This is a genomic window from Candidatus Venteria ishoeyi (genome assembly GCF_030378065.1).
In the GTDB taxonomy this organism is placed as follows: domain Bacteria; phylum Pseudomonadota; class Gammaproteobacteria; order Beggiatoales; family Beggiatoaceae; genus Venteria; species Venteria ishoeyi.
Map to the genome: position 1 here is coordinate 17,199 of NZ_JAUCGJ010000029.1, position 26,892 is coordinate 44,090.

Annotated in this window: 25 protein-coding genes and 1 tRNA gene; 21 read left to right on the forward strand and 5 right to left on the reverse strand. The window is 45.3% G+C overall.

Going from position 1 to position 26,892, the window contains the following annotated elements; genetic code table 11:
• Positions 1-2 precede the first annotated feature (2 nt).
• Positions 3-887, reverse strand: a complete 885-nt coding sequence (locus tag QUF61_RS10965) for a DUF928 domain-containing protein (protein ID WP_289681700.1) — start codon at positions 885-887, stop codon at positions 3-5.
• Between the two features lie 573 nt (positions 888-1,460).
• On the opposite strand from QUF61_RS10965, the gene amrB reads away from it, so the two are divergent.
• Positions 1,461-2,255 carry an AmmeMemoRadiSam system protein B gene (gene amrB / locus QUF61_RS10970; protein WP_103920331.1) on the forward strand — a complete coding sequence of 265 codons (795 nt, stop codon included), beginning with the start codon at positions 1,461-1,463 and terminating at the stop codon, positions 2,253-2,255.
• The gene (gene amrA, locus QUF61_RS10975) at positions 2,242-2,796 is read left to right on the forward strand and encodes an AmmeMemoRadiSam system protein A (RefSeq protein ID WP_103920332.1); all 555 of its coding nucleotides are present in this window, start codon (positions 2,242-2,244) and stop codon (positions 2,794-2,796) included. The genes amrB and amrA overlap by 14 nt, the downstream gene beginning before the upstream one ends.
• On the opposite strand, the gene waaF is transcribed toward amrA, so the two are convergent.
• The 3 genes from waaF to QUF61_RS10990 all read right to left on the reverse strand — a co-directional run bounded on the left by waaF (position 2,793) and on the right by QUF61_RS10990 (position 5,105).
• Complete coding sequence (gene waaF / locus QUF61_RS10980; protein WP_289681703.1) at positions 2,793-3,803, reverse strand: lipopolysaccharide heptosyltransferase II; 1,011 nt, start codon at positions 3,801-3,803, stop codon at positions 2,793-2,795. The genes amrA and waaF overlap by 4 nt on opposite strands.
• A 127-nt stretch (positions 3,804-3,930) precedes the next feature.
• Positions 3,931-4,359 carry a DUF29 domain-containing protein gene (locus tag QUF61_RS10985; protein ID WP_289681705.1) on the reverse strand — a complete coding sequence of 143 codons (429 nt, stop codon included), beginning with the start codon at positions 4,357-4,359 and terminating at the stop codon, positions 3,931-3,933.
• Positions 4,360-4,364: 5 nt separating this feature from the next.
• Positions 4,365-5,105 carry a sulfite exporter TauE/SafE family protein gene (locus QUF61_RS10990; protein ID WP_103920335.1) on the reverse strand — a complete coding sequence of 247 codons (741 nt, stop codon included), beginning with the start codon at positions 5,103-5,105 and terminating at the stop codon, positions 4,365-4,367.
• Between the two features lie 121 nt (positions 5,106-5,226).
• Here QUF61_RS10990 and murB point away from each other — a divergent pair, with 121 nt between their 5' ends.
• From murB to QUF61_RS11060, 14 genes are all read left to right on the forward strand, one after another.
• Entirely contained in the window at positions 5,227-6,165 is a 939-nt protein-coding gene (gene murB, locus QUF61_RS10995) for a UDP-N-acetylmuramate dehydrogenase (protein ID WP_103920336.1), read from the forward strand.
• A gap of 436 nt (positions 6,166-6,601) precedes the next feature.
• Entirely contained in the window at positions 6,602-7,066 is a 465-nt protein-coding gene (rimP, locus tag QUF61_RS11000) for a ribosome maturation factor RimP (RefSeq protein ID WP_103920337.1), read from the forward strand.
• Positions 7,067-7,097: 31 nt separating this feature from the next.
• Positions 7,098-8,606 (forward strand): transcription termination factor NusA, encoded by a 1,509-nt coding sequence (nusA, locus tag QUF61_RS11005; protein WP_103920338.1) that lies wholly within the window; start codon positions 7,098-7,100, stop codon positions 8,604-8,606.
• Positions 8,607-8,629: 23 nt separating this feature from the next.
• Positions 8,630-11,368 carry a translation initiation factor IF-2 gene (gene infB, locus QUF61_RS11010; protein ID WP_103920339.1) on the forward strand — a complete coding sequence of 913 codons (2,739 nt, stop codon included), beginning with the start codon at positions 8,630-8,632 and terminating at the stop codon, positions 11,366-11,368.
• Positions 11,369-11,528: 160 nt separating this feature from the next.
• Positions 11,529-12,908 (forward strand): Na+/H+ antiporter NhaA, encoded by a 1,380-nt coding sequence (nhaA, locus tag QUF61_RS11015; RefSeq protein WP_103920340.1) that lies wholly within the window; start codon positions 11,529-11,531, stop codon positions 12,906-12,908.
• Positions 12,909-13,142: 234 nt separating this feature from the next.
• Positions 13,143-14,000 carry a symmetrical bis(5'-nucleosyl)-tetraphosphatase gene (locus QUF61_RS11020; RefSeq protein WP_103918346.1) on the forward strand — a complete coding sequence of 286 codons (858 nt, stop codon included), beginning with the start codon at positions 13,143-13,145 and terminating at the stop codon, positions 13,998-14,000.
• Positions 14,001-14,097: 97 nt separating this feature from the next.
• The gene (locus QUF61_RS11025; RefSeq protein ID WP_103918345.1) at positions 14,098-14,592 is read left to right on the forward strand and encodes a SixA phosphatase family protein; all 495 of its coding nucleotides are present in this window, start codon (positions 14,098-14,100) and stop codon (positions 14,590-14,592) included.
• A 128-nt stretch (positions 14,593-14,720) separates the two neighbouring features.
• The gene (lgt, locus tag QUF61_RS11030) at positions 14,721-15,539 is read left to right on the forward strand and encodes a prolipoprotein diacylglyceryl transferase (RefSeq protein WP_103918344.1); all 819 of its coding nucleotides are present in this window, start codon (positions 14,721-14,723) and stop codon (positions 15,537-15,539) included.
• Between the two features lie 3 nt (positions 15,540-15,542).
• Positions 15,543-16,262: a GMP/IMP nucleotidase gene (gene yrfG / locus QUF61_RS11035; protein ID WP_103918343.1), complete on the forward strand. Its 720-nt coding sequence runs from the start codon at positions 15,543-15,545 to the stop codon at positions 16,260-16,262.
• A gap of 12 nt (positions 16,263-16,274) precedes the next feature.
• A complete protein-coding gene (ppk2, locus tag QUF61_RS11040) occupies positions 16,275-17,174 on the forward strand; it encodes a polyphosphate kinase 2 (RefSeq protein ID WP_103918342.1) in 900 nt (299 codons plus the stop codon).
• A gap of 250 nt (positions 17,175-17,424) precedes the next feature.
• On the forward strand, positions 17,425-18,681 hold the full coding sequence (locus QUF61_RS11045) for an agmatine deiminase family protein (protein WP_103918341.1): 1,257 nt from the start codon (positions 17,425-17,427) through the stop codon (positions 18,679-18,681).
• 127 nt (positions 18,682-18,808) lie between these two features.
• A complete protein-coding gene (locus tag QUF61_RS11050; protein ID WP_103918340.1) occupies positions 18,809-19,828 on the forward strand; it encodes a PhoH family protein in 1,020 nt (339 codons plus the stop codon).
• Entirely contained in the window at positions 19,818-20,360 is a 543-nt protein-coding gene (ybeY, locus tag QUF61_RS11055) for an rRNA maturation RNase YbeY (protein ID WP_289681710.1), read from the forward strand. The genes QUF61_RS11050 and ybeY overlap by 11 nt, the downstream gene beginning before the upstream one ends.
• An 11-nt stretch (positions 20,361-20,371) precedes the next feature.
• The gene (locus QUF61_RS11060; RefSeq protein ID WP_289681712.1) at positions 20,372-21,238 is read left to right on the forward strand and encodes an HlyC/CorC family transporter; all 867 of its coding nucleotides are present in this window, start codon (positions 20,372-20,374) and stop codon (positions 21,236-21,238) included.
• 65 nt (positions 21,239-21,303) lie between these two features.
• On the opposite strand, the gene QUF61_RS11065 is transcribed toward QUF61_RS11060, so the two are convergent.
• Positions 21,304-22,170, reverse strand: a complete 867-nt coding sequence (locus QUF61_RS11065; protein WP_103918337.1) for an OmpA/MotB family protein — start codon at positions 22,168-22,170, stop codon at positions 21,304-21,306.
• Positions 22,171-22,287: 117 nt separating this feature from the next.
• On the opposite strand from QUF61_RS11065, the gene ispB reads away from it, so the two are divergent.
• The 5 genes from ispB to QUF61_RS11090 all read left to right on the forward strand — a co-directional run bounded on the left by ispB (position 22,288) and on the right by QUF61_RS11090 (position 26,850).
• Entirely contained in the window at positions 22,288-23,256 is a 969-nt protein-coding gene (gene ispB / locus QUF61_RS11070; protein WP_103918347.1) for an octaprenyl diphosphate synthase, read from the forward strand.
• Positions 23,257-23,313: 57 nt separating this feature from the next.
• Positions 23,314-23,390, forward strand: a tRNA-Pro gene (locus tag QUF61_RS11075).
• A gap of 151 nt (positions 23,391-23,541) precedes the next feature.
• A complete protein-coding gene (gene speD, locus QUF61_RS11080; RefSeq protein ID WP_289681714.1) occupies positions 23,542-24,348 on the forward strand; it encodes an adenosylmethionine decarboxylase in 807 nt (268 codons plus the stop codon).
• A 25-nt stretch (positions 24,349-24,373) separates the two neighbouring features.
• On the forward strand, positions 24,374-25,828 hold the full coding sequence (locus QUF61_RS11085) for a GspE/PulE family protein (RefSeq protein ID WP_289681715.1): 1,455 nt from the start codon (positions 24,374-24,376) through the stop codon (positions 25,826-25,828).
• A 257-nt stretch (positions 25,829-26,085) separates the two neighbouring features.
• The gene (locus QUF61_RS11090) at positions 26,086-26,850 is read left to right on the forward strand and encodes an ABC transporter permease (protein ID WP_289681716.1); all 765 of its coding nucleotides are present in this window, start codon (positions 26,086-26,088) and stop codon (positions 26,848-26,850) included.
• The last annotated feature ends 42 nt before the right edge of the window (positions 26,851-26,892 follow it).

A 26,892-nucleotide genomic window follows, 5' to 3' on the forward strand; every position in this document is an offset into this window, starting at 1 on the left:
AATTATTGTCCAAGCTTCGTATCATAAACTGCGACTTTCGGCATCCCAACCTGTTCAATCAGGGCTGCACGATGTTGATGCAATAGGGCATTATCCGGGTTGGTCGCAATCAACCGCGAAATCGAAGTAATACTGTCATACCAGTAACCATGACGGGCATAAAACGCATATTGCTTATCCGTATGATTCTGTTGCTGGGTTAAAGTTGCAGAAAGTGGAGCATGTGCAATTGTCGCGCTGGCAACCATATCACCTGAACGTTGCGTTTCATCCAGAACAATACTGACAAACCACTCATATTCGGTATCAGGTTTTAAGGATACGCCATAATCTACCAGAGAGATCGCATGTACACCCCGTTGCCAGCCACCATCCGGGGTTTTTAATGAAACCTCGACAATCGGCTCAATCTGTTGGCTGTCATTTAACACAAATTCTATTGATTCTGGCCAGGGATCGGATAAATACCAATACAGTACCGGTTGGGGTTGGCTGCTTAAACCCGTATGCTTGGGCGACAAGGGCGCTAAGAGCGCGGGTAATAAAATAATAGTTTCTTCAGCGTCATTCTGACCCCGGGAAACACCTCGTGATACGCCTCGGGAAACGCCTCGGGAAACGCCTCGGGAAACACCTCGTGATACGCCTCGTGAAACACCTCGTGAAACACCTCGTGAAACACCTCGTGAAACACCTCGCTGAGTTGTTCCTGAACTGTCATCCGCTAAACCAGCTTCCCGGCGGCGAGGTAATAAATCAGCGGCAGGAGGCTGATAATGTGGCGCTGCTTCTATTATATTATCTGATTTTGCATTGTCGGCATAAACTGTCGTCATTGTGGAACATGATAAAATGACTATGGTAATAAAAAACAAGATAAATCGCATGGGAGATGCCTCCTGGATAAACTTTGGATGTCAGGGTTTTATTCTTAAATAACCTGAGTTTGGTATAAGCCCAATCAGCATTAAAGGCACTGAAAACCACTGACACCTCACGCTAACAATTAACAACATGTGCAGGATTTGAGTATTTTCAGTTAAAAATCTTATGTCAGGTTCAGGTTACACAAGATATACTGTAAGCAAATATGTATCTTAGTCTAAAAGGTTGCAGGATGAATGGAATAATCTAAACGATAGCAGGTTAGCTATGATGACAATACAACTTATGTTACCCCGTACACTCAACTTTATTAAATCAGTAAAATACAACGTATCATGCTCTGAAATTATAACAATGACTCGAACACTTTCAAGTGACAACAGTTCCGTTATCAAGCAAAAGAATATACCTGCAACATATATCAGTCCTATAATAAAAATAAGACCATGTTATTAATCTTAGGGGCTATCCAATAATAAATTTCCAGAGATTGCATAATCATATTATTCATACTCAAGACATGGCAAATGGAAAGTTATTACAGGACGGTTTCTAAGCATACAGAGGCTTAAATCATGTTTGAACAAATCCGTCCCCCTGCCGTTGCTGGCTTTTTTTATCCTGCTGAACAAACTGAACTTGAGAACATGTTACAAGGCTTTCTTCAGGTTTCTGTGGATTCAGACCTGCAAATACCGCCTAAGGCAATAATTGTGCCTCATGCAGGTTATATCTATTCCGGTTCAGTTGCCGCCAGTGCTTATGTCCGTTTGCAACCAGTACAGGAAAAAATTCGGCGCGTGGTGTTGCTAGGGCCTTCGCATCATGTGCCATTTCGTGGACTGGCAACCAGCAGCGCTACATATTTTGCGACGCCATTGGGTGAAGTAAAACTGGATACAGACAGCACTGAAAAAGTATTGCAATTACCGCAGGTGGGAATGCTGGATGCAGCCCATGAACAGGAACACAGCCTGGAAGTACATTTGCCGTTTCTGCAAATGCTGCTGGATGATTTTGTACTGCTACCGCTAGTTGTGGGTGATGCCAATGCAGCAGCCGTGGCACAAGTGCTGGAACAGGTTTGGGGTGGTGAGGAAACGCTGATAGTCATCAGTTCCGATCTCAGCCATTTTCATGATTATCAAACGGCGCAACAACTGGATGCGCAGACCTCAAAAGCCATTACCAGCCTGGAGCAAACCCCGTTACGTGGTGAGCAGGCTTGTGGTTGCAAACCAGTTAATGGTCTGCTGAAAGTGGCTAGAGACAAACATTTAAGCGTGGATGTTGTGGATTTACGCAATTCTGGCGATACTGCCGGTTCCAAAGATCGCGTTGTAGGATATGGGGCTTATGTCTTTCACTGAAACTGAACAAAATACCTTGCGTCAAGTGGCAATTGATGCCATCAGCTACGCTCTGGAAACGGGCAAGTCATTTACGCTGGATCCGCAGACTTACCCGGAAAAATTACAGGAAATCAAGGCCTGCTTTGTGACGCTGAATAAAGATAAGGCCTTGCGTGGTTGTATCGGTAGCTTAACTGCCCACCGCCCACTGGTGGCGGATATTGCTGCTAATGCCCAGGCCGCAGCCTTCTCTGACCCACGTTTTCCACCACTAACAGCAATGGAATGGCCCAACCTGAGCCTGCATTTATCGGTATTAAGCACCCCTAAAGCCATGCACTTTAAGGATGAAGCCGATTTAATCACCCAATTGCGTCCCGGTATTGATGGTTTGATACTGAATGTCGCTGGGCATCGAGGTACATTTTTACCTGCCGTTTGGGAAATCCTGCCTGATCCGGTATTGTTCCTGGCGCAATTAAAACAAAAAGCGGGTTTACCCTCAAATTTCTGGTCGGATGATGTGGAGATTTTCCGTTATCAGACAGAAATGTTTTAAATTAGCCTGCTCACGTCCTGCGGGAGAATGTCGCTAAGACAGGCCAAGTGCCCCAGTGGGCATTGGCGTTTAAAGCAGGGGCTGCAATCTAAATCTAGGGACAGGATATGTGCATTTTCACTTAAAGGCGGGGTGAAGCCAGGGTCTGATGAACCATATAAAGCAACTAAAGGCCGGTTTAAGGCGGCAGCAACATGCATTAGGCCCGAATCATTGCTGATAACGCTGTGAGCGATGGATAATAAATCAATGGCCTGTGCCAAGCTGGTTTTGCCACATAAGTTTTGACATGAACCGCCAGTCAGTTGATTGATGGTTTCCGCAGTGGCACGGTCTTTTTCTGAGCCAAACAGCCATATCTGCCAACCTTGTTCGAGTTGATGTTGCGCCACCTCGGCAAAATGTTCAGGCGGCCAGCATTTGGCTGGGCCGTATTCTGCGCCAGGGCATAAGGCCAATATCGGTTTATCCTGCTGCAAGCCAAAACTGTTCAGGGCGCGTTGAACAGCCGCCGGGGAAATTTGCAGCGCGGGAATTGGCAGTGGCTTCGGCAAGGGTGCATTTTCCGGCAAGGCCAAAGCCACAAACCGATCCACGGTGCGGGTCAGTTCGTTTTTATCCAGTTTGCGCGCCTGATTTAGCAGGAAATAACGTAATTCTCCAACATAACCACGGCGCTGCGGAATATTTGCCCAGAAAGGAATCAAGGCGGATTTTAGGGAATTGGGCAGCACCAGCGCTTGTTGATACGCTGTCTTGCGCAAGGATTTTGCCAGTTGATAACGTACCCCCAGCGCCAGTTTGCCATGCCCGACGGGTTGACAAATAGCATTTCTGACCTCCGGCATACGTTCCAGCAAAGGCAGGCTCCAGGCAGGAGCCAGCACGTCAATGGCGCGTTCTGGACTTTGTTGTTTAAGCACCTTAAACAGACTTTGTGCCATGACCATATCACCAACCCAGGAAGGGCCAATAATCAGCGTGGCGGAGTGGTGAGAATTAGGCATGATATTGTATTTTAAGTGTTGTTGAAATGTTCAGGTGCAGATTGCAAAGCCACACCCGCCCAGTTGGAGTCTGAAAAATATGCCCAAGCCCAGGCTTGGACTCTTAGAATTTGGCCTAAGCCAAATTCTAATCGGGATAAAAGTCTTCCTGTAAAATTTGTTCAAGCGGATAAGGGCACTGCACGGGAAAAGTGCGCGCAGGCAAGTTGGTTTCTTTTTCTGCTTTTAAGATGGCTTTGCTATAGGCTTTATCGAGTTTAACCTGTAGTTGTGGCTTCAAGCTGGGGTTGTCTTCAAGTAAATCCTGAATCTCCCTGCGTTGTTCAATCAGCGTTAATTCCCAACTGCGTGAGCGAATGCCCGGTTGATATTGCCATTTAAGCAAATGCATTAATAACACCGCCAATCGATTGATCAACTCCCGTCGCTCACTTGCACCCATTTTCTCCAGTTCCTCTGCCACTGACTGCATATCAACCTCGGCATAATGCCCTGTCCGCAGTGCATGAGCCGTTTCCTGTGTCCAGCGGTAAAAATCAGTTTCCTGTAAATTCATAGCGATTACCCATTAAACAACAATTTAGCAATCATCAGTAATACGATTAGCAGCGTCACTGCGCGTATCCAGTTTTCTCCTGATTGCTGTAGACTCAGATGCGCAGCCAGCCAACCACCCAGCGCCATGCCGGCAGCGAGGCTTAAACCCGCGCCCCAGTGGATTTGTCCATAATATAGGAATATGCCAAGTGCAGGCAGGGTAAATAAAAAAATAATCAGTACTTTGTAGATATTGACGACCACCAGACGGGCGTGCAGCAGGTGATATAAGCCTGCCATCAATAGAAAGCCAACCCCTACCTGGATCAGGCCGCCATAAAATCCAATGGCAAAAAAAGTCGGATAAAGCCAGAAACTGGGGGTATGATCGGGTTCCACTTCGTGAAAGTTTGGCATAAACAAAGACACTGCACTTAATAACAATACCCCAATCAATAAATAATGAAAGCTGGTTTCGTCCATAAACACCGCAACCCAGGCACCGAGTATGGCCCCCGGTAATGTCACCAAGGTCAATTTTAAGCTTTGTCCCAGCATACGCTGACCGGGTTTGCCAAAGCGCAACAAAGCGGCGATAGTTTGTAATAAAATACCCACGCGATTGGTGCCATTAGCGGTGTTAGCATCAAGTCCAGCGATGATGAGTAGCGGCAGTGTCAGCACCGAACCGCCACCAGAAAAAACATTAATCGCACCGGCAAACAGACCTGCAATAAATAGAGAAAATAAAAATAATGTGCTCATGTTCAATACTCAGGGGGCTTATAAAAATGGTGGAGTCATGCTGGACATGGCTGAAGAATTAAAAGCAGCTTAACTTAAATTCGCTATAATCAAACATTTTTAATTGATTAAGAGAATAGGCTTGAAAACAAAGTTAACAGGCATTCGTGGCACTTTATTATATGCAGAACCCATGTCCAAACATACGACCTGGCGTATAGGTGGGCCTGCGGCATGTTTTTTTATTCCCGCAGATCGTTCTGATTTAATCACTTATCTTAAGCAATTGTCCACAGCAGAGCCTATATTCTGGTTGGGGCTGGGCAGTAATTTACTGGTGCGTGATGGCGGCATTCCTGGCAGCGTAATTTTAACCACACAGTTAAATCAAATAAATATTGTTAATACAACGGACTGGTTTATTGAAGCGGGAGTGAGCTGCGCCCAGATTGCGCGACAAAGCAGTCGCGCTCAGTTAGGTGGTGGAACATTCTTTGCCGGTATTCCCGGCACCTTAGGCGGTGCATTGGCAATGAATGCGGGTGCTTTTGGCGGCGAAACCTGGCCTTTGGTACTCAGCGTGGAAACTATTGATCGGCAAGGAGTGGTACGTTGTCGTAAACCGGCAGATTATCAAATCGCCTACCGTAGCGTGCAGGGTTTTGAGGGAGAATATTTTCTCGGCGCAACTTTGCGTTTTCAAGCACAAAATGCAGAAACCGCGAGGCAAGGCGCGCAGCATATCAAAAAACTGCTGCAACAACGTAAAAACACCCAACCTACCGGTTTGCCCAGTTGTGGTTCGGTGTTTCGCAACCCCAAGCCATTATTTGCTGCAAAACTGATTGAACAGGCAGGACTAAAGGGGTTACGCCAGGGCGGTGCGGAAATTTCTGAAAAACATGCCAATTTTATTATTAATACTGGCGGTGCCTGCGCGGCGGACATGGAATTTTTGATAAAAAAAATTCAGCAGACTATTGCAGAAAAATATCAGATTAACTTAACTCCCGAAGTACGTTGCGTGGGTATCTCGTCGCCATGCACTTCTCTGGCCTCACCTCCTGTCGTTGATAAATGAAAACGCCTTGCGGGAAAACAGATAATGTCGTAAAATTGTTTATTTAAATCGCTGGTTAAAAAATCAGTAAGTTATTCAAGGGTTATCAATACTAGATAAAACCCCGGTATCCGGGGTTTTTTATTGGGAATTTATCGTGCGTCCATTTTGAAATCCGGGATTTTCCTGTTTTTTATGACAACGCTTTGTTGTAAATATACTGTTTGTTTTAGTGGAACAGGAAAATCTGTCATGATATTGAGCATACCGACGGATAGATGCTAAGTCGGAATAGACGCTGAAGTGGGCACTTGTGCCCATTTTTTTATTGAAGAAAGTTTAAAACTGATGTTATGCGGTTATCATTTTTTGCACAAATTTATAGTATTTGGCAAAACACAAATGAGAATCAGCGTGAAGCTTTTGCGTAACATCAAAAATAAAGAGGCGAACAACATTGCGCGATAAAGGTTTGCATGCACTCTTATCCCCTGTGGTTACGGCTTTAGGCTATGAGTTATTACTGGTCGAGCGTATCAAGCAGGGACGCAACGACAGCTTGTTACGTTTATATATTGATAAGGAAACGGGCGTGGTGGTGGATGACTGTGCAATTGTCAGTCGTCAGGTCAGTGCGGTATTAGATGTTGAAGACCCGGTTTCAGGTAATTATACCCTGGAAGTTTCTTCACCTGGGGTAGAACGCCCTCTGGTGACACGCGAACACTTTCAACAGTTTGTCGGACAACGCGCAAAAGTGCGTTTATTCAGTCCCATCGGTCTGGAGTCGCGACGCAATTTCAGCGGTTTGCTGGAGGGGTTTGATCAGACAAACGATACACTACAGATGGAAATTGATGGGGAGCATTATACGCTGCCGTTTGCACAGATTGAAAAAGCCAATCTGCTTGTAACTTTATAAATAGTTGTAAAAAAATGAACAGGGAGCGGCTGTGAGCAAAGAGATTCTACTGGTCGTGGATATGGTATCCAACGAAAAAGGTGTGGACAAGGAAATCATCTTTGATGCGCTGGAGTGCGCATTAGAAAATGCGACTAAAAAACGCCACACTCAGGATATTAATGTCAAAGTCACCATTGACAGGTTAACAGGTGAGTATGGCACAGTGCGTCGCTGGGAAGTGATTTCTGACGAGCCTTCTGATGAGATTCCTTTTAGTCCGCATAATCAGATTTTCCTCAATAAAGCGCAGAAACAAGCGCCTGATATTGAAGTGAATGATTATATTACTGAACCGATGGAATCTATCGCTTTTGGTCGTATTGCCGCGCAAACAGCGCGTCAGGTCATTGTACAGAAAGTACGTGAAGCAGAACGTGCGCAAGTGATAGAAGCCTATGAAAATCGCGTAGGTGAATTGATCAGCGGTGTCGTTAAGCGCGTTGACAAAGGTAATGTAATTCTGGATTTAGGGGAAAACATCGAAGCCATTATTTTGCGCGATGAACTCATTCCCCGTGAATCAATTCGCACTAATGACCGGGTGCGAGGCTATCTTAAAGCCGTGCGCGCTGAAGCGCGTGGTCCACAATTGTTTTTAAGTCGCGTTGCACAGGAATTATTAATTGAGTTATTCACCCTGGAAGTGCCGGAAATCAGTGAAGGACAACTGAAAGTTATCAGTGCTGCCCGTGATCCGGGTTCTCGTGCCAAAATTGCCGTACATACCGAAGATGCCCGGATTGATCCGGTGGGGGCTTGCGTGGGTATGCGTGGTTCCAGGGTACAGGCAGTTTCCAATGAATTGGGTGGCGAGCGGGTTGATATTATTTTATGGAATGAAAACCCAGCAAAATTTGTGATTAACGCCATGTCCCCCGCAGATGTTGTCTCTATCATTATTGATGAAGATAAACACAGCATGGATATTGCGGTTGCCGAAGACCAGTTATCACAAGCGATTGGTCGTGGTGGACAGAATGTTAAACTTGCCAGCCAGCTAACCGGCTGGACGCTGAACATCATGAGTGAAGCGGAAGCAGAAGAAAAGCAGCATTCTGAAGTAGGAAAAATGGTCAGCTTGTTTGAAGAACAACTGGATGTGGATGAAGAATTGGCAGCTGTTCTGGTTGAAGAGGGCTTTTCAACGTTGGAAGAGATTGCTTATGTGCCCTTGAACGAAATGCTGGAAATTGATGGTTTTGATGAAGAAATCGTTACTGCATTGCGTACCCGGGCTAAAGACGCCTTACTGACACAAGAAATTGCCAATGAAGAAGAATTGGAAAACAAGCAATCCACGCAAGATTCGGATTTGCTGAAATTAGAAGGTATGACTGAAGAACTGGCCGGCACTTTAGCGAGTATGAGCATTGTAAGCCAGGAAGATTTAGCAGAGCAAGCAGTTGATGATCTGCTTAGCATTGATGGAATGAGTGAGCAGCGGGCGGGTGATTTAATCATGGCAGCGCGCGCACCCTGGTTTGAGAACCAGGATTGAGCGAGGTTAAGGAGTAGTACGGCATGGCTGAGATTACAGTAAAACAATTTGCACAGGATATTGGCGTGCCGGTGGAGCGCGTTTTAGCGCAACTAACAGATGCCGGTTTATCAAAAAAGGCGGCAGATGAACATATCGATGAAGAGGAAAAGCTTAAGCTTTTAGGTCATCTACGCAAAATACATGGCAAGCAGAACAAGGCTACTGAAAAATCTCAGTCGCCGACAAAAGTCATATTAAAACGCAAAACCACCAGTAAATTAAAAGTACCGGGGTCTCAGGGTAAAAAAACCGTGAATGTTGAAGTGCGTAAGAAGCGCACCTATGTGAAGCGGGAAGCTGAAGAACAGGCCGATGCTGCTGCGGAAAAACCTGTAAAAGTCGATCCTGCGCGTCTGGAAAAAGCGGAGCAGGAACTGGAAGAAAAACTGCATCGTCAGCGTGAAGAAAAAGCTCGTTTAGAACGGGAACGTGCAGAACAGGCGGCAAAAGCACAGCGCAAACGCGAGGAAGCACAGCAACGCGCTGCCAAAGAAGCTAAAATCAAAGCTGAACGGGAAGTAGTGGCAAAGCAGGCGAAAACAGAAAAGCCAGCACCTGCATCAGCCGTACAGAAAAAACAACCTGGAAAAGTGCAGGATGCACCGGTAAACGAAACTCGGGCCAGGGCCAGGGCTAATATTGAGGCCGCGCAACAACAAGCACGCGCACAACAGAAAGAAAAGAAAGAAAATAAAAAAACAGCAAAACCGTCAGCTACTGAAGGCACGGTTAAGATTATTAAAAAAGAAGACAAAACCAAGGCCGTTGGTAAACCGAAAAAATCCGGTGCACGTGAGCGTGATACGCAGAGCGATGATCGGACGGGGCGTAACAAACAATCGCGGCGCGGCGGACGCGGGCAGGATAAAAATGCGCAGGATAATCGTCGTGGCGGCAAGAAAAAAGGCAGGATGAGCGCGCCTAAAGATAGTGATAATTTACACGGCTTTACCAAACCAACTGCACCGGTCGTGCATGAGGTTTCAATTCCCGAAACGCTCTCTGTGGCTGACTTAGCCCAGAAAATGTCCATTAAAGCCGCAGAAGTCATCAAAACCATGATGAAAATGGGCACAATGGTGACAATTAATCAGGTGATTGATCAGGAAACTGCAACCATCGTGGTTGAAGAAATGGGGCATGTTCCCAAGCCTTTGCAAGAAAATGCACTGGAAGAGGATTTAGCGCAGGCTGTCGTAGAAGGTGAACAGGTACCACGCGCTCCCGTTGTAACCATTATGGGCCATGTTGATCATGGTAAAACCTCATTACTGGATCATATTCGTGAAAGCCGGGTGGCTTCAGGTGAAGCCGGGGGTATTACCCAGCATATCGGTGCCTACCATGTTGAAACCGAGCGCGGTATGATTACTTTCCTGGATACACCAGGACATGAAGCTTTCACCGCCATGCGTGCGCGCGGCAGTAAAATTACTGACTTAATTGTGTTGGTGGTTGCCGCTGATGATGGCGTCATGCCGCGTACCATTGAAGCGATTCAACATGCGCGCGCTGCTGAAGTGCCATTGATCATTGCCGTCAATAAAATTGATAAACCCGCAGCCGATCCTGAGCGTGTTAAACAAGAATTAGTCGCTCAGGAAGTGGTACCAGAAGATTGGGGTGGCGATACCATGTTTATACCGGTATCGGCTAAAACCGGTGAAGGTATTGATAATTTGCTGGAATCCATTTTGCTCGAAGCGGAAGTGCTGGAATTACGCACAGTCGAAGAAGGCCCAGCGCATGGCGTGGTAATCGAATCCAGACTGGATACCGGACGCGGCGTAGTTGCCAGCGTATTGGTACAACGCGGTACCTTGAAAAAAGGTGATATTCTGCTGGCAGGTCATGAGTACGGAAAAGTCCGTGCGATGATGGATGAAAATGGTAAGCCCGTTCTTTCCGCCGGCCCTTCTATTCCTGTTGAAGTGTTAGGGCTTTCCGGCACCCCGATGGCTGGTGATGAAGTATTAATGGTGGCAACGGAGCGTAAAGCGCGTGAAGTGGCTTTATTCCGCCAGGGTAAATTCCGTGAAATCAAGCTGGCGAAACAGCAGGCGGCGAAACTGGAAAACATCTTCTCGCAAATGGAAGAAGGTGAAGTCAGCAACCTGAACATCGTGTTAAAAGCCGATGTACAAGGTTCTGCTGAGGCTTTGAGTGAATCACTGATTAAGTTGTCCACGCAGGATGTCAAAGTGAATATTGTAGGCCGGGGCGTTGGTGGTATTAACAGCTCGGACGTACAATTGGCTTCCGCGTCTAACGCGATTTTAATCGGCTTTAATGTGCGCGCAGATGCCGCAGCACGTAAAATTGTGCAGGAAGAAGGTATCGATCTGCATTATTACAGCATTATTTACGAAGCCATTGAAGAAGTTAAGCAAGCCATGACCGGAATGCTGGCACCTGAAATCAAAGAAGAAATCGTCGGTCTGGCAGAAGTACGCGATGTCTTCCGGGTGGCAAAAATCGGCGCAGTGGCAGGATGCATGGTGCTTGAAGGCATGGTTAAACGTAAAAATCCAATTCGTGTCTTGCGTGATAACGTGGTAATTTATGAAGGTGAGCTTGAATCTCTGCGCCGCTTCAAAGAAAATGTCACCGAAGTCAAATCTGGTATAGAATGCGGTATTGGCGTGAAAGATTACAATGACGTGAAAACTGGCGATCAAATTGAAGTTTATGAACAAGTTGAGGTTCGCCGCAGTCTGTAAGGACGTTACGCAAAGGCTTCTTTTTTGTGCCTTAGGGCACAAAAAAATTGTCATTGCTGCACACTGAGTTTTATTCGTGTCGAGTAGAGTGAGTTTTGTGATTCAACGTTATGCGCTGAATGGTACCAAACTTCGCGCTGATTTTATGGGATATTAAATCATGGCACTATGGGATAAGTGGAAAACGCGCAAAGCGCATCTGGCACCGCTGGAAAAAACTTTTGATGTGGTATTAACACCCATAGAAGAGTTTATTCATAAACAAAGTGCCAGTGGTATTTTGTTGATGCTCTTCATGGTGATTGCTTTAATCCTGGCAAATTCTCCCTGGTCCGAGACTTTTCTACATTTTTTCCATAACCATATTGTGCTGGCATTTGGTGATGCCAAATTAGATTATTCCCTGCATCACTGGATTAATGATGGCTTGATGGCCCTGTTCTTTTTTGTTGTGGGGCTGGAAATCAAACGTGAAGTATTAGTCGGCGAGCTTGCCAGTGTCCGTCAGGCAATGTTACCAATTATTGCCGCAATTGGTGGTATGGCAGTCCCCGCCCTGTTTTATGCCGCACTGAATTATGATGGTCTTGGCAGTGCTGGCTGGGGTGTGCCGATGGCAACCGATATTGCTTTTGCAATGGGCGTATTGACGCTGCTGGGAAGGCGTATCCCCGTCTCTCTAATGACCTTTCTGCTGGCCTTGGCCATTGTTGATGATCTGGGTGCAGTTGCAGTTATTGCCATGTTTTACACAGAGCAAATTCATACCCAGCCGCTGTTGATTGCATTGGGGCTGGTGTTTGTTTTGTTTGTGTTTAATCTGGCAGGTATTCGCAGACCTTTACCTTATTTTCTGATCGGTATCGTGCTTTGGGTGGCAATGCTGAAATCTGGTATCCATGCCACTTTAGCCGGTATTTTTACCGCCTGGATGATTCCTGCCCGCTCTAAGGTTGATACCCAATATTTTTATCAGCAGGTAATGCGCCTGATGGACAGGTTCAAATCAGGCGGCGTCAGAACCCGGAGCCTGCTAACCAATCAGCATCAACGCGGCATAGTACAAGCCCTGGATAATGGCATACAAGCCGTACAGCCGCCTTTGCAATATCTTGAACATCATATGCACATGCCGGTTGCTTTTATCATCATGCCTTTATTTGCCCTGGCTAATGCCGGTGTGCCACTGGCAGGTGTCAGCATTTCTCAAGTATTTGATAATGATATCAGTCTGGGTATTATTCTGGGTTTATTAGGTGGTAAATTTATTGGCATTACCATCATTTCATTATTAGCCTGTCGATTGGGTATTGCCCAACTTCCACAAGGTACCAACTGGCGGCATATTATTGGCGTGGGCTTATTAGGTGGCATTGGTTTTACCATGTCAATTTTTATTGCCAACCTCGCATTTACCAACCCTGAAAGCCTGCTGGCAGCAAAAACAGGTATTCTGCTGGCTTCAGTTTCTGCCGGTGTATTGGGTTATTTGTGGTTATTCTTTTTTACTAAGAAGACAGAATCAGGCACAGCACCTTAAGGAGTGAGGATAAAATAAATACAGAAACTGGGCGCAGGATTTTTATTCATTTTCAAGGCGTGAAAACAGGCGCATAGCAAGCTATGTAACTGTTTTCGGAACGCAGAAAATGGAGAAAAAGACCAGCCAAGTTGCTGAAGTTATAAAATTCTCGCTCCTAAGTGTCAGGCCAAACTTTCTCTGGGAAAAAGACTCAAAGCCCAAAACAGCATTAAGCACACTGAGTAAAAATGCATGGCAACCTATATTGTTGGTGATGTTCAAGGGTGTTATCAACCACTACGACAATTACTGGATAAACTGGCCTTTAACCCCGCTAAAGACAAACTCTGGTCGGTTGGCGATCTGGTCAATCGTGGCCCGGAATCTTTGCAGGTATTGCGTTTTTTCAAAAGTCTGGGGGCGCAAGCTAAAGTGGTGCTCGGCAACCACGATTTGCATCTGTTGGCAGTATATTACGGCAATCGTAATCGATATAAACCTGACAAAGATACGATTGAGCCGATACTCAAAGCCAAAGACAGCGATAGTCTGATGGATTGGCTGCGTCATCAACCACTACTGTATCATAGTAAAAAACAACAATTATTAATGGTACATGCTGGCTTGCCACCACAATGGGATTTAAATCTGGCAAAGTCCTGCGCTGCGGAAGTGGAAAAAGTCTTACAAAGTAAACATCCTGAGTCATTTCTATTGGATTTATATGGTGTTTCAGAAAAAGTCTGGAAACCACAATTACGTGGTCTAACCCGGCTGAAATTTATCACATCTTGCCTGACTCGTTTACGTTATTGTGATAGTGACGGTAAGTTGGTGATGAAAAATAAAATGAGTCCTGATATCAAACCCGGTACGGTAGATTCAGACGCGCATATTTACCCCTGGTTCCTTCACCCGAAACGGGCCAGCCGTAATCTCACCATTGTTTTTGGGCATTGGGCCACCTTGGGTTTATATACGGGTAAAAATCTCTATGCACTGGATAGTGGTTGTGTCTGGGGTGGTCAACTCAGCATTTTACGTTGGGAAGACCGTAAGATTTTTCAACTGGGCTGCCCACAAAGTCGCGCCCCCTTTGCTGAAAAATAGCCTGAGTTCGATGCCAGCTTCTTTCAGCGCTGAAAACACTGAAAACCGCTAACACCTCACGCTGATACTTGATTATAGCCTGATAGTTGAAAAAAATATGAAAACTCTGATTTTACTGCGCCATGCCAAATCCAGTTGGGATCATCCCGGCTTATCAGATTTTGAACGTCCCTTAAATGCCAGGGGACTGAAAAATGCCCCAAAAATGGGGCGCAGACTGGCACAACGCCAATTACCCATTGAGCAGATTATTTCCAGTCCCGCTAAACGGGCGCTGACAACGGCTAATATCGTTGCTGAGCAATTGCAATATCCATTGTCTGATATTCAACAGGATGCGCAGATTTATGAAGCCAGTGTTGGCGATTTGATGGCAGTCGTACAAAAATTTGACGATCAGTTAAGCTGCATCATGCTGGTAGGGCATAATCCGGGATTGACCAGTTTAAGTTATTACCTGACGGCTTATCAAGTCAATAATATGCCAACTTGCAGCCTGTTTTGTGCAGAATTTGACAGTGAACGCTGGGAAAATATTCACCCTGCCAGCGGTCAGATGACATTTTTTGATTACCCTAAAAAAATTGCCTGAAGCACTTTTTAACCTAATACCGGCCAACTAATCGCCAGTAATACCAGCATCCAGAATGTAATATGTGAAATAAGCATTATGCTGTGTCCTTTAATTTTTTTATGATTTAAATTGTTTTAAGCATCTCTATGTTGAACTATCCGCAGATAAATCCGATTATGCTCGAACTGGGCCCCTTACAAATACACTGGTATGGGATGATGTATCTGTTGGCATTCTCTCTGGGATGGGGATTGGCTATGCACAGAGCGCGCCAGCCCTGGACGCCTTATCACGCTGAGCAAATTGGCGACCTGGTGTTTTATGTTGCAATTGGCGCGGTGTTAGGCGGACGCCTGGGTTATATCTTGTTTTATAATTTTTCCGTTTATCTGCAATCACCCCTGGATATTTTTAAAATCTGGCAAGGTGGCATGTCGTTTCATGGTGGTTTATTAGGCGTTATTGCAGTACTTGCCTGGTATGCCAAAAATCAGCAACGTGGCTTTTTTGAAACCACTGATTTTATTGCCCCTATGGTGCCACTGGGCCTGGGGCTTGGGCGTATTGGCAACTTTATCAACGGTGAATTATGGGGCGCACCCACAAGCGCGCCTTGGGGTATGGTATTCAGGCATGTCGATTCCCTGCCACGTCATCCTTCCCAACTCTATGAATTTGTCCTGGAAGGCTTGGTATTATTTGTAATCGTGTGGCTATTTTCCCGCAAGCCCAGACCTGTCATGTCAGTTTCTGCATTGTTTTTAATCAGTTACGGTGCTTTCCGTTTTATTATTGAATTTTTCCGGGAACCGGATGAGCATTTAGGTTATCTGGCATTTGACTGGCTGACGATGGGGCATGTGCTAACCTTGCCCATGCTGATATTAGGCCTGGCATTAATGTATCTGGCCTACCGTAACCCACGTTTGCCGCAAGCGACAGCATCGCTTGATGTTAAAGGTTGAGATATGTCTGGCATCAACTATTCCATCAGCTCGCTGCCCTGGGGAGAAATTCAGCAGGTTTTTCTTGACATGGATGGCACCTTACTGGATTTACATTTTGATAATTATTTCTGGTTGGAGTATGTGCCGCAGCAATATGCCAAAAAACGTAATTTACCACTGGATAAAGCTAAAGCTGAATTTATGGAGATGTGCCGGCAGGTTGAAGGCACTTTAGATTGGTATTGCCTGGATTACTGGACAGACACATTGGGCCTGGACATTCCTAGACTTAAAAAAGAAATCGCACATTTAATTGCAGAACACCCTGATGTGATTCCTTTTTTACAAGCACTGCGCAGCAGTGGTCGTAAAGCAATTTTAGTCACTAATGCCCACCATAACAGCCTGCATCTGAAACTGCGTCATACCCGCATCGGTGATCATCTGGATGCGGTATACAGCGCGCACAGTCTGAAATTACCCAAAGAAGATCCTGCATTCTGGAAGGTTTTGCAACAGCATCACCCTTATGATCCGGCCCACACCCTGTTAATTGACGATAGCCTGCCAGTACTGAATGCCGCGCAGCAATATGGCATGGTGCATTTATTAGGCGTGGCTAAGCCCGACACAAAACAAGCCCGCAAACCAGCAGCCGATTACCCGCTGGTGGAAAGTTTTCAATCCTTGCTTCAATCTTTATCCAATTTTGAGCATCAAGCTCGCGTTTTTCATCATTAAGGAGTCGCAAATATGGATACCCAAAATATCGAAATCGATGGCCAGACTTTCTCTCAGGAAGAGTTGGTTCATGCTTTTAAGGATTTGCAGGAAACCAATCGACGTTATAAAAAAGAACGTAAAAAAGCCGTTATCCGTCGCCGCGAAGAACAACAGCTTAAACCTTATCAAGCCGAGTTGATTAAGCTGCAACAACATATGGAACGCAGTGGTCAGAAAATGGTTATTTTATTTGAAGGTCGTGATGCTGCGGGTAAAGGTGGTACGATTCGGCGCATTACCCGTTATATGAATGAAAAACATTATCGCATTGTGGCATTGGGTAAGCCTTCTGAAATTCAACGCACACAGTGGTTTTTTCAGCGTTATGTCGAACAATTGCCTCGTGCGGGTGAAATCGTACTGTTTGATCGCACCTGGTATAACCGCGCCATGGTGGAGCCTGTTTTTGGTTTTTGTAGTGATGAAGAATATCGTAACTTCATGATGGGCGTGGGTGGTTTTGAAAAAGATCTGGTACGCCAGGGTACCCACATGATTAAACTCTATTTCAGCGTGTCCAAAGAAGAGCAGGCGCATCGTTTTGAACGTCGTAAAACCGATCCTTTGCGTCAATGGAAACTCAGCGAAGTTGACTTACAGGCGCAGGAGCGTTGGGATGATTTTACTAATGTGAAACATGAGATGCTGCGCCAGACCCACACCAGCGTCGCCCCTTGGACAATTATTCGTTCCGATAACAAACATCTTGCTCGGCTAAATGCAATGAAAATACTGCTCAACAGCGTTGATTACGATGACCGTAACCCTGATCTGGATTTTGTACCGGATCATGATGTGATTATCTCCGGTGCCAGAGAGCTGGAATTAATGGAAGCCCAGCGTATTCAGGGTGGAAAGTTTATCAGTTAATCTAAGCTGAGTTTGGCGTAGTGCTTATAGCAATGCTTGAACTTACGCCAAACTCAGGTCTGCTAAGTAGGTGAGCATAATTACCTACTTATTAGCTCAATTAATCAGGTTCTTGGCCCAAACTCCATATTGGGTATTGATGCTCAAGGCTTCTATTTCTTCCTCACACCTCCCCATCAGGCTTTCTGCATAATAGGCAGCCACATCCAAAGGGGAAATTCAAAATACCCGTTTGAAGGCAAATTAAAAAATGAATAGACGTGAATTTATGAAATTAGCTGCCGGCAGTTTGTTGCTTGGTAATCAATCACTATCAGCATTATGTCGTGAAGTAACATGGGTCATGCCGGAAGAAGGTGACAGACATCAACAAACCTGGATGGCTTTTGTTGCTAATGATTATATTTGGTCAAGCGCGCAAATCCCTGTTGTTAAACAAAATTTAGTATTGATTGCGAGCACCATCGCAAAATATGAGCCTGTTTCAGTCCTAGTCAATCCTGAAGATTATACTGAGGCCACTGCTTTATTCGGTGATCTAAATCGCCACCCCTATCCAATCACACTCATTGAATTTAGCATAGATGATTTATGGTTACGTGATACCGGTGCAACTTTTGTTAAGGGTAGCGATGGCAAAAAATATGGAATTGATTTTAACTTTAATGGTTGGGGTAATAAACAAACCCATGAGTATGACGCAAAAGTTGCCAATTTCATCACCCAACAAAGCGGGGCAATTACAAAATCCAGCCTGCTGGTACTTGAAGGTGGTTGTTTTGAAATTGATGGATACGGAACCGCAATATTAACCAAAAGCTGTGTATTAAATGCCAATCGCAATCCAGATACCACGCAAGCAATGGTAGAAGCAGAGCTTAATGACTTGCTAGGTATCAAAAAAGTCATTTGGTTAGAAGGTATTAAAGACAAAGATATTACTGATGGACATACTGACTTTTATGCCCGTTTTACTCAAAAAGGCAGAGTATTAGTCAGTAGAGATAATTATCAGGATTCTTATGATTATGCCGTCACCCGGCAAAATATTGAAACCCTGAAAAATGCAACAGATGCCGAAGGTAATAAACTTAATATTAGCATTATTGACACTCCTGATATTATCAATGAAACCTTTGGCGTAGATAGCTTTGCTGCGGGTTATATTGGTTATTATGTTTGTAATAACGCTATTATTATGCAAGGTTTTGGCGACCCAACGGCAGATGAGCAAGCAAAAGCTATTCTACAACAGGAGTTTCCCAAGCACATAATTGAGCAAATTCGTATTGATGGTATTGCATCAGGTGGCGGCAGTATTCATTGTGCGACTCAACAAGAACCTAATATCAGTAGTGATGCAAGTGTGAGTAATAATCTGGATATTCATCTGCCATCTGCGGACTATAATGATAATAAAATTTGGGTTGATTTGAAATACAGTGGTGTTGATGACAAAAAAGAACATATCTGGAAGTTGAAAAATTATGGGTTGATTAAAGAATAAAACCAGTTGAATTACCGGTTGAATTAGCAGAACTCCAATCACTCCTTAGCAGTGAGAATTTTATAACTTCAGCAACTTCAGGTTATAATAAAAAGCCACTTAAAAAACAGGTTCCATAACATCTATCATGACGAGTCCTACTTCTTCGGTTTCCCCGGAAAACACCATCACCCAATTTCTTGAGTTGACACCGCAGGACAATCAGCGGCTGGCGAATTTCTGCGGTCAATTTGACAGCCATTTACGGCAACTAGAGCAACGTTTTGGTGTGGAAATCCATAATCGTGGGCATCAGTTTAATGTCACCGGCATTGCTAAAAACGTGGAAGAGATTATCCCGGTTTTGCGCCACTTATATGCGACAACCAAAGAAGAAGTGCTTGATGGCGAGCAGGTACATATCCAGACCCAGGCTGCGCATGTTGACAGCTTACAGGAATCAGAAAAACCCGGCGCGGAAGATATAGAAGAAGTGCGCATTCGTACCCGCCGTGGCGTAATTAAAGGCCGTGGGGTGAATCAATGCGCTTATTTACGCCGGATTTTAACTCATGATATTAATTTTGGCATTGGCCCTGCGGGTACGGGGAAAACTTATCTGGCGGTCGCTTGCGCCGTTGAAGCTCTGGAACAGGAGCAGGTACGGCGTCTGGTGCTGGTGCGCCCAGCGGTGGAAGCCGGGGAAAAGCTGGGATTTTTACCGGGTGATCTGGCGCAGAAAGTCGATCCTTATCTGCGTCCCTTATATGATGCCTTGTTTGAAATGTTTGGTTTTGAGCGGGTGGACAAACTGATTGAGCGTAATGTCATTGAAGTTGCGCCGCTGGCTTACATGCGTGGGCGCAGTTTAAATGAATCATTTATCATTTTAGATGAAGCCCAAAACACGTCTATAGAACAAATGAAAATGTTTTTAACCCGGATTGGTTTTGGCTCCACTGCGGTGATTACCGGCGATGTCACCCAGGTGGATCTGCCGCGCAACCAACGCTCCGGCCTGAGTCATGTGATGGATGTGCTGCAAGATATTGACGGCATTAGTTTTACTTTTCTTGATGCCCGCGATGTAGTGCGTCACCCTTTAGTTGGGCGCATTATCAACGCTTATGAACGTGCAGAAGCGCAGGCCAAAAAAAATGAAGCCTGATGCGCTTATCCCTGAGCTTGAATTAGATATTCAATATATTAGTGAAAATCAACAAATACCAGATACTGGACAATTTCAGCAATGGGCGCAGGCGACACTACAGGTGGTCAGTCACAATGCAGTGGAACCCTATCAACAGACCTTGCAGGAAAAATGGCAACATTTACATCAGCAACTGGATGACTTTACCGTATTTCTCAGCTTGCGTATTGTTGATGAAACAGAGGGTACGGAACTGAACGAAACCTGGCGCAATAAATCCGGCCCCACCAATGTATTATCCTTTCCTTTTGACCCCGCCCCCGGCATGGAAGATATGCCCTTATTAGGTGATATTGTGATTTGCGCGCCAGTGGTGGAAGCCGAGGCAAAACAACAGCACAAGCTCATCACTGCACATTGGGCGCATTTATTGGTGCATGGGGTTTTGCATTTACTGGGGTTTGATCATATAGACGCGGAAGAAGCACAGGTAATGGAAACATTGGAAATTCAGGTTTTACAAGACCTGGGATATGATAATCCTTATTAGCAAAATAAATCATGGCAAAAAAAAATCATTGGTTGCACCGTTTCTGGCCGCGCCAACTTAAACGCTGGTTAACACCGACACCACAAAACACCCATCAATTACTGAGGTTTTTGAAAAAAAGCCAGGAAAGTCAGTTGTTCAGTCTGGATACCATGAACATGATTGAAGGGGCTTTGTTGGTATCCGGCACCCATGTACGTGAGGTGATGATTCCCCGCGCGCAAATGGTGGTTTTGCAATATAACGAACACCCCGATAAATTTATTGAAAGCTTGGTAGAATCCGGACATTCCCGCTTCCCTGTGGTTAATGAAAGTCGTGACGCAGTACAGGGTATTTTGCTGGCAAAGGATTTGCTCAATTTTTATGCTGCCAGCCCAAAAAATGCACAACGCTTTCAGATGCGGGATTTATTGCGTCCACCGGTATTCATTCCAGAAAGCAAACGCCTGAACGTCTTATTAAGAGAATTTCGCAGCAGTCGCAATCACATGGCCATTGTTGTGGATGAATATGGTGGTGTTGCAGGTCTTGTCACCATTGAAGATGTAATTGAAGAAATCATTGGTGAAATTGATGATGAGCACGATCTGGATGAAGAAAATTACATCCGCAAACGCAGCAATGGCTGTTATCTGGTACGCGCCCTGACCCCTGTTGATGAATTTAATGCCTATTTTAAAACCAGTTTCAGTGATGAGGAATTTGATACCATCGGCGGCGTATTGTTGCAAGCCTTTGGGCACATGCCCAAGCGTGGGGAAAGCATGGAGCTACAAGGCTTTTATTTTGAAATAAGCCGTACTGACCGCCGCCGCCTGCACTTATTAGAAGTCAAGCGCCTGGAGCTTAAACCCAAACAAGCAAAACAAACCTAAGCAGATGATGGGCACTATTGCATCGCCTATCCTACACACTTAAAAGAACAATCTATTTTCTGGTCTCATTCTCTGTCCGGCAATTTTTCACTTAAACGTTGTATTAATTCCGGTGCCGGCGTTGCCATTAAAAAGCGCAAATCAATACGCCGGTTTTTACGCCGGTTTTCCGCACTATCCTGTGGCGCTACCGGTCGCCTTGAGGCATAAGCACTGACGCTTAACAGGGCCTGTTGCTGCGGATTTTTCAAGCTATCCAAAGCGGGTACCACCTGGATTAAGGCTTTCCAGGTATTTAATGCACGGGCGCTGGCCAAGGCCCAGTTATCCTTAAAATCCGGGGTATGGATAGGGCGGTCGTCAGTGTGACCTTCAATTAACACAGCCTCTAAACGGGCTTGGTGCAAGTCGCTATCAAGTGGCATTGTTGCGCAATGCTGCTGCAAATTATCAGGCGCTATGCTGTAACAGGGTAAAATAACTTTTAACGCCTGTCCTAAATGTTGTATCGCCTGTTCCCCGACTGCTTGCAGTTGGGCCTCACCAGATGCAAACAACAAGGTCTCGGGCAAACGCAAAATACCATTTTTTTCATCAATCAGTACCTGCAAACCTTGCTGCTTAAGCATGGATTGGATATCTCGCAACAAACCACGGCGCACGGTATCATTATTAGTCAAACGGCTGACCACTTGCTCCAAATGTTGTTTTTCCTGTAATAATAAAACTCGTGTTTGCTGCTGAGCCTGGGTTTCCTGTTGCGTTTTCTGCTCAGCATGGCGATAATTTAATGCAAACCCCATTAAAATAATAATAAAAACAAACAACAAGCCAATAATTAAATCACTCAGAGAAACCAGATAATTTTCCTCTGCAACATGAGAGGAGCGGCTGGAAACAGATGAAAAATGGTTTAAAGAAGTCACAGGCATTGGATGATTTTCTTGTCAGGTATTAGAATCTGGTAAACTATAGCATTTTTACGGTACACACAGTAATTTACACACAGTAATTCACTTATGACAGCATCCCATGCCATGCCCACGACGATGACCTTAGATGACGTACAACAACTGATGCAGGAAGATATGCAGGCAGTCAACACGCTGATTCGCCAACGTCTACACTCTGATGTGGTACTCATCAACCAACTGGGGCATTATATTATCAACAGCGGCGGCAAACGTATTCGCCCCCTGCTGCTGATGCTCAGCGCCCATGTTTTTGACTACGATAACGAGCACCACTACACACTGGCTGCCGTGGTAGAATTTATTCATACTGCAACCTTATTACATGATGATGTGGTGGATGCCTCAGAATTACGCCGTGGCAAACAAACCGCCAACAGCTTATGGGGCAATGAGGCCAGTGTATTGGTTGGTGATTTTCTTTACTCCCGCGCTTTTCAAATGATGGTTGGGGTACAGGATATGCAGGTGATGGAAATTCTCTCTGATGCCACTAATGTCATCGCTGAAGGCGAGGTGTTGCAGCTACTCAACTGCCACGAACCCGATACCACCGAAGCACAATACCTGGAAGTGATACGTTATAAAACCGCCAAACTGTTTGAAGCTGCCGCCCAGCTCGGTGCTGTGTTAGCCAAGCAACCCCCGGAAATTGAACAAGCCATGATTCACTACGGACAACATCTTGGCACGGCTTTCCAGCTCATTGATGACGTGCTGGATTACAGCGCCGACAGTCAGGCCATAGGCAAGAATATCGGCGATGATCTCGCCGAAGGCAAACCCACGCTTCCTCTCATTTATGCCTTAAAACACAGCAGCCCGGAAGAACAGGCAGTCATCCGCCATGCCATCACGGAAGGGGGACGCGATAACATAGAACAAATCACCACCACCATCACGCAATGTGGCGCAATTGATTACACGGCGCAAGCGGCTGCCAATGAAGCAAAAAAAGCCATGCAGGCACTGGAAATCCTGCCCACATCGCTATATACTGACGCGCTTTATGCACTTGCAGATTTCACCATACAGCGCAATCATTAAGTTGCAATCAAGTGAATATTTCAGGAATACTGTTCCGTATTCCAAATAAGCTTCAAACGGGGTGTAGCTCAGCCTGGTAGAGCACTGCCTTCGGGAGGCAGTGGCCGGAGGTTCAAATCCTCTCACCCCGACCAATTAAACCAAGCACTTACAAATAAAAAATCCATTTTTTCATTGAGCGCCCCTACTGACATCAGGTTGTTGCAATATACCCAAAAAATACCCTATTGTATCGTTATACTTTAAAGGGGTTTCAAAATTAGCAACAATGAAGGGATTAATTTTGTGAATAACTGCTATCAAAAACTCAAATTACACGGTTTTAATAATCTGACCAAAAGTCTGAGTTTTAATATTTATGATATTTGTTACGCAACCACGCCTGAACAACATACCGCCTATATTGAATATATTGACGAAGCCTACAATGCCACGCGTTTAACACGTATTTTAACGGATGTTGCCAATATTATTAGTGCCAATATTCTCAATATCGCGCATCAGGATTACGATCCTCAAGGTGCCAGTGTTACCATGTTAATTTCAGAAGAACCTATACATTCAGAACAGTTGTCTAACAGCCCTTCTCCCGGTCCTTTGCCGGATGCGGTGGTTGCGCATCTGGATAAAAGCCATATTACCGTACATACTTACCCGGAAACACATCCCGATGGCGGCATTAGCAGTTTTCGCGTTGATATTGATGTTTCCACTTGTGGTCGAATTTCTCCACTAAAAGCCCTAAACTACCTGATTCACAGTTTTGACTCGGATATTGTGATCATGGATTACCGGGTGCGCGGCTTTACCCGTGATGTTGATGGTCATAAACACTATATTGATCACACTATTCACTCCATCCAGGATTACTTATCCGACGATACCAAAAATGCTTACCAAATGATTGATGTCAATGTTTACCAGGAAAATATTTTCCACACTAAAATGTTGATTAAAGATTTTGAATTGGAGAACTATCTGTTTAATGTTGATATTTCACATTTATCCACGTATGAATGCAGCGCCATTGAAACCTGTTTACGTCAGGAAATGACCGAAATTTTTTATGGTAAAAACCTTAAAAATCACTAGGTATTATAAAAATCAGAGAAAACACATGAATGCAGACACCTTACGCCCCGTATTTACCCAATTACTAACGCCAAAAAGTATTGCGCCGGTAGAAACCTTCCCGGAAGACCCCAGCCTGTTATTTACCGAACTCCCGGATATTGAAGATCGTGCAAAAATCCGTTTTATTCTGGGGGAAAAAATACAATTCAAAGCTGCCAGCAGCGAAGATGTTGAACGCCTGATTAAATACTGGCGCGCGCGTCTGACCCCGCAAATTGAAGACAACGGCGATGACAGTCTGTTTAATGACGATGCGGAATATGATGAAGATCTGGCCTCCGAAGCGCCGATTATCCGTATGGTGAATCATCTACTGGAACGCGCCATGGATATGAGCGCCAGTGATATTCACTTTGAACCGGAAGAAGATGCGCTGATGGTGCGTTGCCGGGTTGATGGGGTGATGGTTGAAATTGAACGCCTGTCGGCACGGGTCACACCGGCTGTGGCTTCGCGCCTCAAACTCATGGCGCGGCTGGATATTGGCGAAAAGCGTCTACCCCAGGATGGGCGCATACAATACGCCCTGGATGCGCGCAGCCTGGATATGCGCGTATCCACCCTGCCGGGTATACACGGTGAGTCTATCGTATTGCGTATCCTGGATCGCAGCGATGTCAATGTCAGTCTGGGACAATTGGGGATGCCAGCAGATGTGCTTACTCAATATGAGCAGATTATCCGCCAGCCATTTGGTATGATTCTGGTCACTGGCCCTACCGGTAGCGGTAAAACCACAACCCTGTATGGCACACTGGAAAAAGTGAACAGCGGCAACCAGAAAATCATCACCGTGGAAGACCCGGTGGAATATCAAATGGCAGGTATTACCCAGATTCACGTCAATGCTAAAATCGGTCTGAGTTTTGCTGCCGGTTTACGCTCCATTGTGCGTCAGGACCCGGATGTCATTCTGGTGGGTGAGATTCGCGACCAGGTAACCGCAGAAATTGCCATTGAATCTGCGCTCACCGGTCACCTGGTCTTCTCCACCCTGCATACCAACGATGCTGCCGGAGCCATCACCCGCTTGCAGGATATGAATATCGACACCTATTTGATCAGCTCCAGTGTGCTGGGCATCATGGCACAACGTCTGGTGCGTAAAGTCTGCCCTCATTGTGCGGAAAAAGTGGCTTTGGAAGCGGAAGAAGCTAAACTACTGGGCATCACCACCGCGCAATGCCCGGAAATTGTGCGCGGCAAAGGCTGTGAACGCTGTGGTCAAACCGGTTATCGGGGGCGGATTGGTATTTATGAGCTGTTAATGATGTCCGATGACTTGCGCCACGTTATCAGCACAGGCGGCGATGCCAATGCCATTCGCAGCCAAGCTGAAAAGGAAGGTTTACGCACCCTGCGCCAGGATGCACTGGAAAAACTGTATCAGGGTTTAACCACACCGGAAGAAATCGTGCGCGTGACCCGAGCCGTTTAAAAGAGGCTGAGTTTACAACGGATTCAGGTTAAAATACCGGGTTTTGTTCTCAATGTTTGCCTTAGTCCGGGTTTGATTTAGACACAAAAACCCTATGTTGAACTCAAGTTAACCTGAACCCAATGTAAGGTTTTTTAACAAAAAGCCATGAAGTCCAATACACACTATCAATAATTTAGCGTGAGGCGGAAGCGGTTTTCAACACATTTAGCGTTGAAAGAAGCTTATGCCGAACTCAGGTAAGTTACTTTAAAAAGATGTATAACCGTTATTTTGAGCTTGTTTTATATAAAACCTACGCCGATCTGAAAGCCGAAAGTGAGCGCACTTATCTCGGTTTTCTGTGGTGGGTGTTTGAACCAATTCTGTTTATGGGGGTTTTCTACGTCATATTCGGCTTATTGATGAAACGTGGCACGGAAGATTTTGTACCATTTTTGCTCATTGGCTTAACCACATGGCAATGGCTGAAATCCTGCATCAGCCACGGTGCACTCAGTATTACCAATGGTCGTCATCTGATGCAGCGGGTGCATCTGCCCAAAGTCATTTTCCCCATTGTGGTGATTTTGACTGACAGCGTAAAATTTGTTTTTATCTTTGTTCTGCTGCTGATTTTTTTATGGTTATCTGGTTATACGCCTAATCTCAATTATTGGGCCTTACCGCTGGTTTTATTCACGCAGTTGCTGGTGATTATTGCCGTCACGCTGCTGGAAGCCGCCATCGTGCCTTTTGTCCCGGATTTGCGTTTTGTGATTGAAACGGTATTACACGCTTTGTTTTTTTTAACCGGTATTTTTTTTAATGCCGCAGACATCGTACCCGAAGAATTCAAATTTTATTTTTACCTCAATCCTATGGCAAATCTCATTGAGGATTACCGTAATATTTTAATGTACGACCGCCTGCCGGACTTTTCCAGTTTAGCCGTGATAGCAGCGTGTTCACTATTCACAATCTGGCTGGCAGTACGCATTATTAAACGTTATGAGTACGTGTATCCCAGAATCAGCATCTAAGGAGTGAGAATTTTATAACTTCAGCAACCTGGCTGGTCTTTT

Bases quoted from the DNA above. Each gene is read 5' to 3' on its own strand.
- amrA (WP_103920332.1), top strand. From the start codon at position 2,242: ATGTCTTTCACTGAAACTGAACAAAATACCTTGCGTCAAGTGGCAATT.
- infB (WP_103920339.1), top strand. From the start codon at position 8,630: ATGGCTGAGATTACAGTAAAACAATTTGCACAGGATATTGGCGTGCCG.
- QUF61_RS10985 (WP_289681705.1), bottom strand. From the start codon at position 4,359: ATGAATTTACAGGAAACTGATTTTTACCGCTGGACACAGGAAACGGCT.
- QUF61_RS11045 (WP_103918341.1), top strand. From the start codon at position 17,425: ATGAATAGACGTGAATTTATGAAATTAGCTGCCGGCAGTTTGTTGCTT.
- QUF61_RS11020 (WP_103918346.1), top strand. From the start codon at position 13,143: ATGGCAACCTATATTGTTGGTGATGTTCAAGGGTGTTATCAACCACTA.
- QUF61_RS10965 (WP_289681700.1), bottom strand. From the start codon at position 887: ATGCGATTTATCTTGTTTTTTATTACCATAGTCATTTTATCATGTTCC.
- nhaA (WP_103920340.1), top strand. From the start codon at position 11,529: ATGGCACTATGGGATAAGTGGAAAACGCGCAAAGCGCATCTGGCACCG.
- QUF61_RS11050 (WP_103918340.1), top strand. From the start codon at position 18,809: ATGACGAGTCCTACTTCTTCGGTTTCCCCGGAAAACACCATCACCCAA.
- yrfG (WP_103918343.1), top strand. From the start codon at position 15,543: ATGTCTGGCATCAACTATTCCATCAGCTCGCTGCCCTGGGGAGAAATT.
- QUF61_RS10990 (WP_103920335.1), bottom strand. From the start codon at position 5,105: ATGAGCACATTATTTTTATTTTCTCTATTTATTGCAGGTCTGTTTGCC.
- lgt (WP_103918344.1), top strand. From the start codon at position 14,721: ATGTTGAACTATCCGCAGATAAATCCGATTATGCTCGAACTGGGCCCC.
- amrB (WP_103920331.1), top strand. From the start codon at position 1,461: ATGTTTGAACAAATCCGTCCCCCTGCCGTTGCTGGCTTTTTTTATCCT.
- QUF61_RS11085 (WP_289681715.1), top strand. From the start codon at position 24,374: ATGAATGCAGACACCTTACGCCCCGTATTTACCCAATTACTAACGCCA.
- waaF (WP_289681703.1), bottom strand. From the start codon at position 3,803: ATGCCTAATTCTCACCACTCCGCCACGCTGATTATTGGCCCTTCCTGG.
- QUF61_RS11090 (WP_289681716.1), top strand. From the start codon at position 26,086: ATGTATAACCGTTATTTTGAGCTTGTTTTATATAAAACCTACGCCGAT.
- ppk2 (WP_103918342.1), top strand. From the start codon at position 16,275: ATGGATACCCAAAATATCGAAATCGATGGCCAGACTTTCTCTCAGGAA.
- QUF61_RS11060 (WP_289681712.1), top strand. From the start codon at position 20,372: ATGGCAAAAAAAAATCATTGGTTGCACCGTTTCTGGCCGCGCCAACTT.
- QUF61_RS11065 (WP_103918337.1), bottom strand. From the start codon at position 22,170: ATGCCTGTGACTTCTTTAAACCATTTTTCATCTGTTTCCAGCCGCTCC.
- ybeY (WP_289681710.1), top strand. From the start codon at position 19,818: ATGAAGCCTGATGCGCTTATCCCTGAGCTTGAATTAGATATTCAATAT.
- QUF61_RS11025 (WP_103918345.1), top strand. From the start codon at position 14,098: ATGAAAACTCTGATTTTACTGCGCCATGCCAAATCCAGTTGGGATCAT.
- ispB (WP_103918347.1), top strand. From the start codon at position 22,288: ATGACCTTAGATGACGTACAACAACTGATGCAGGAAGATATGCAGGCA.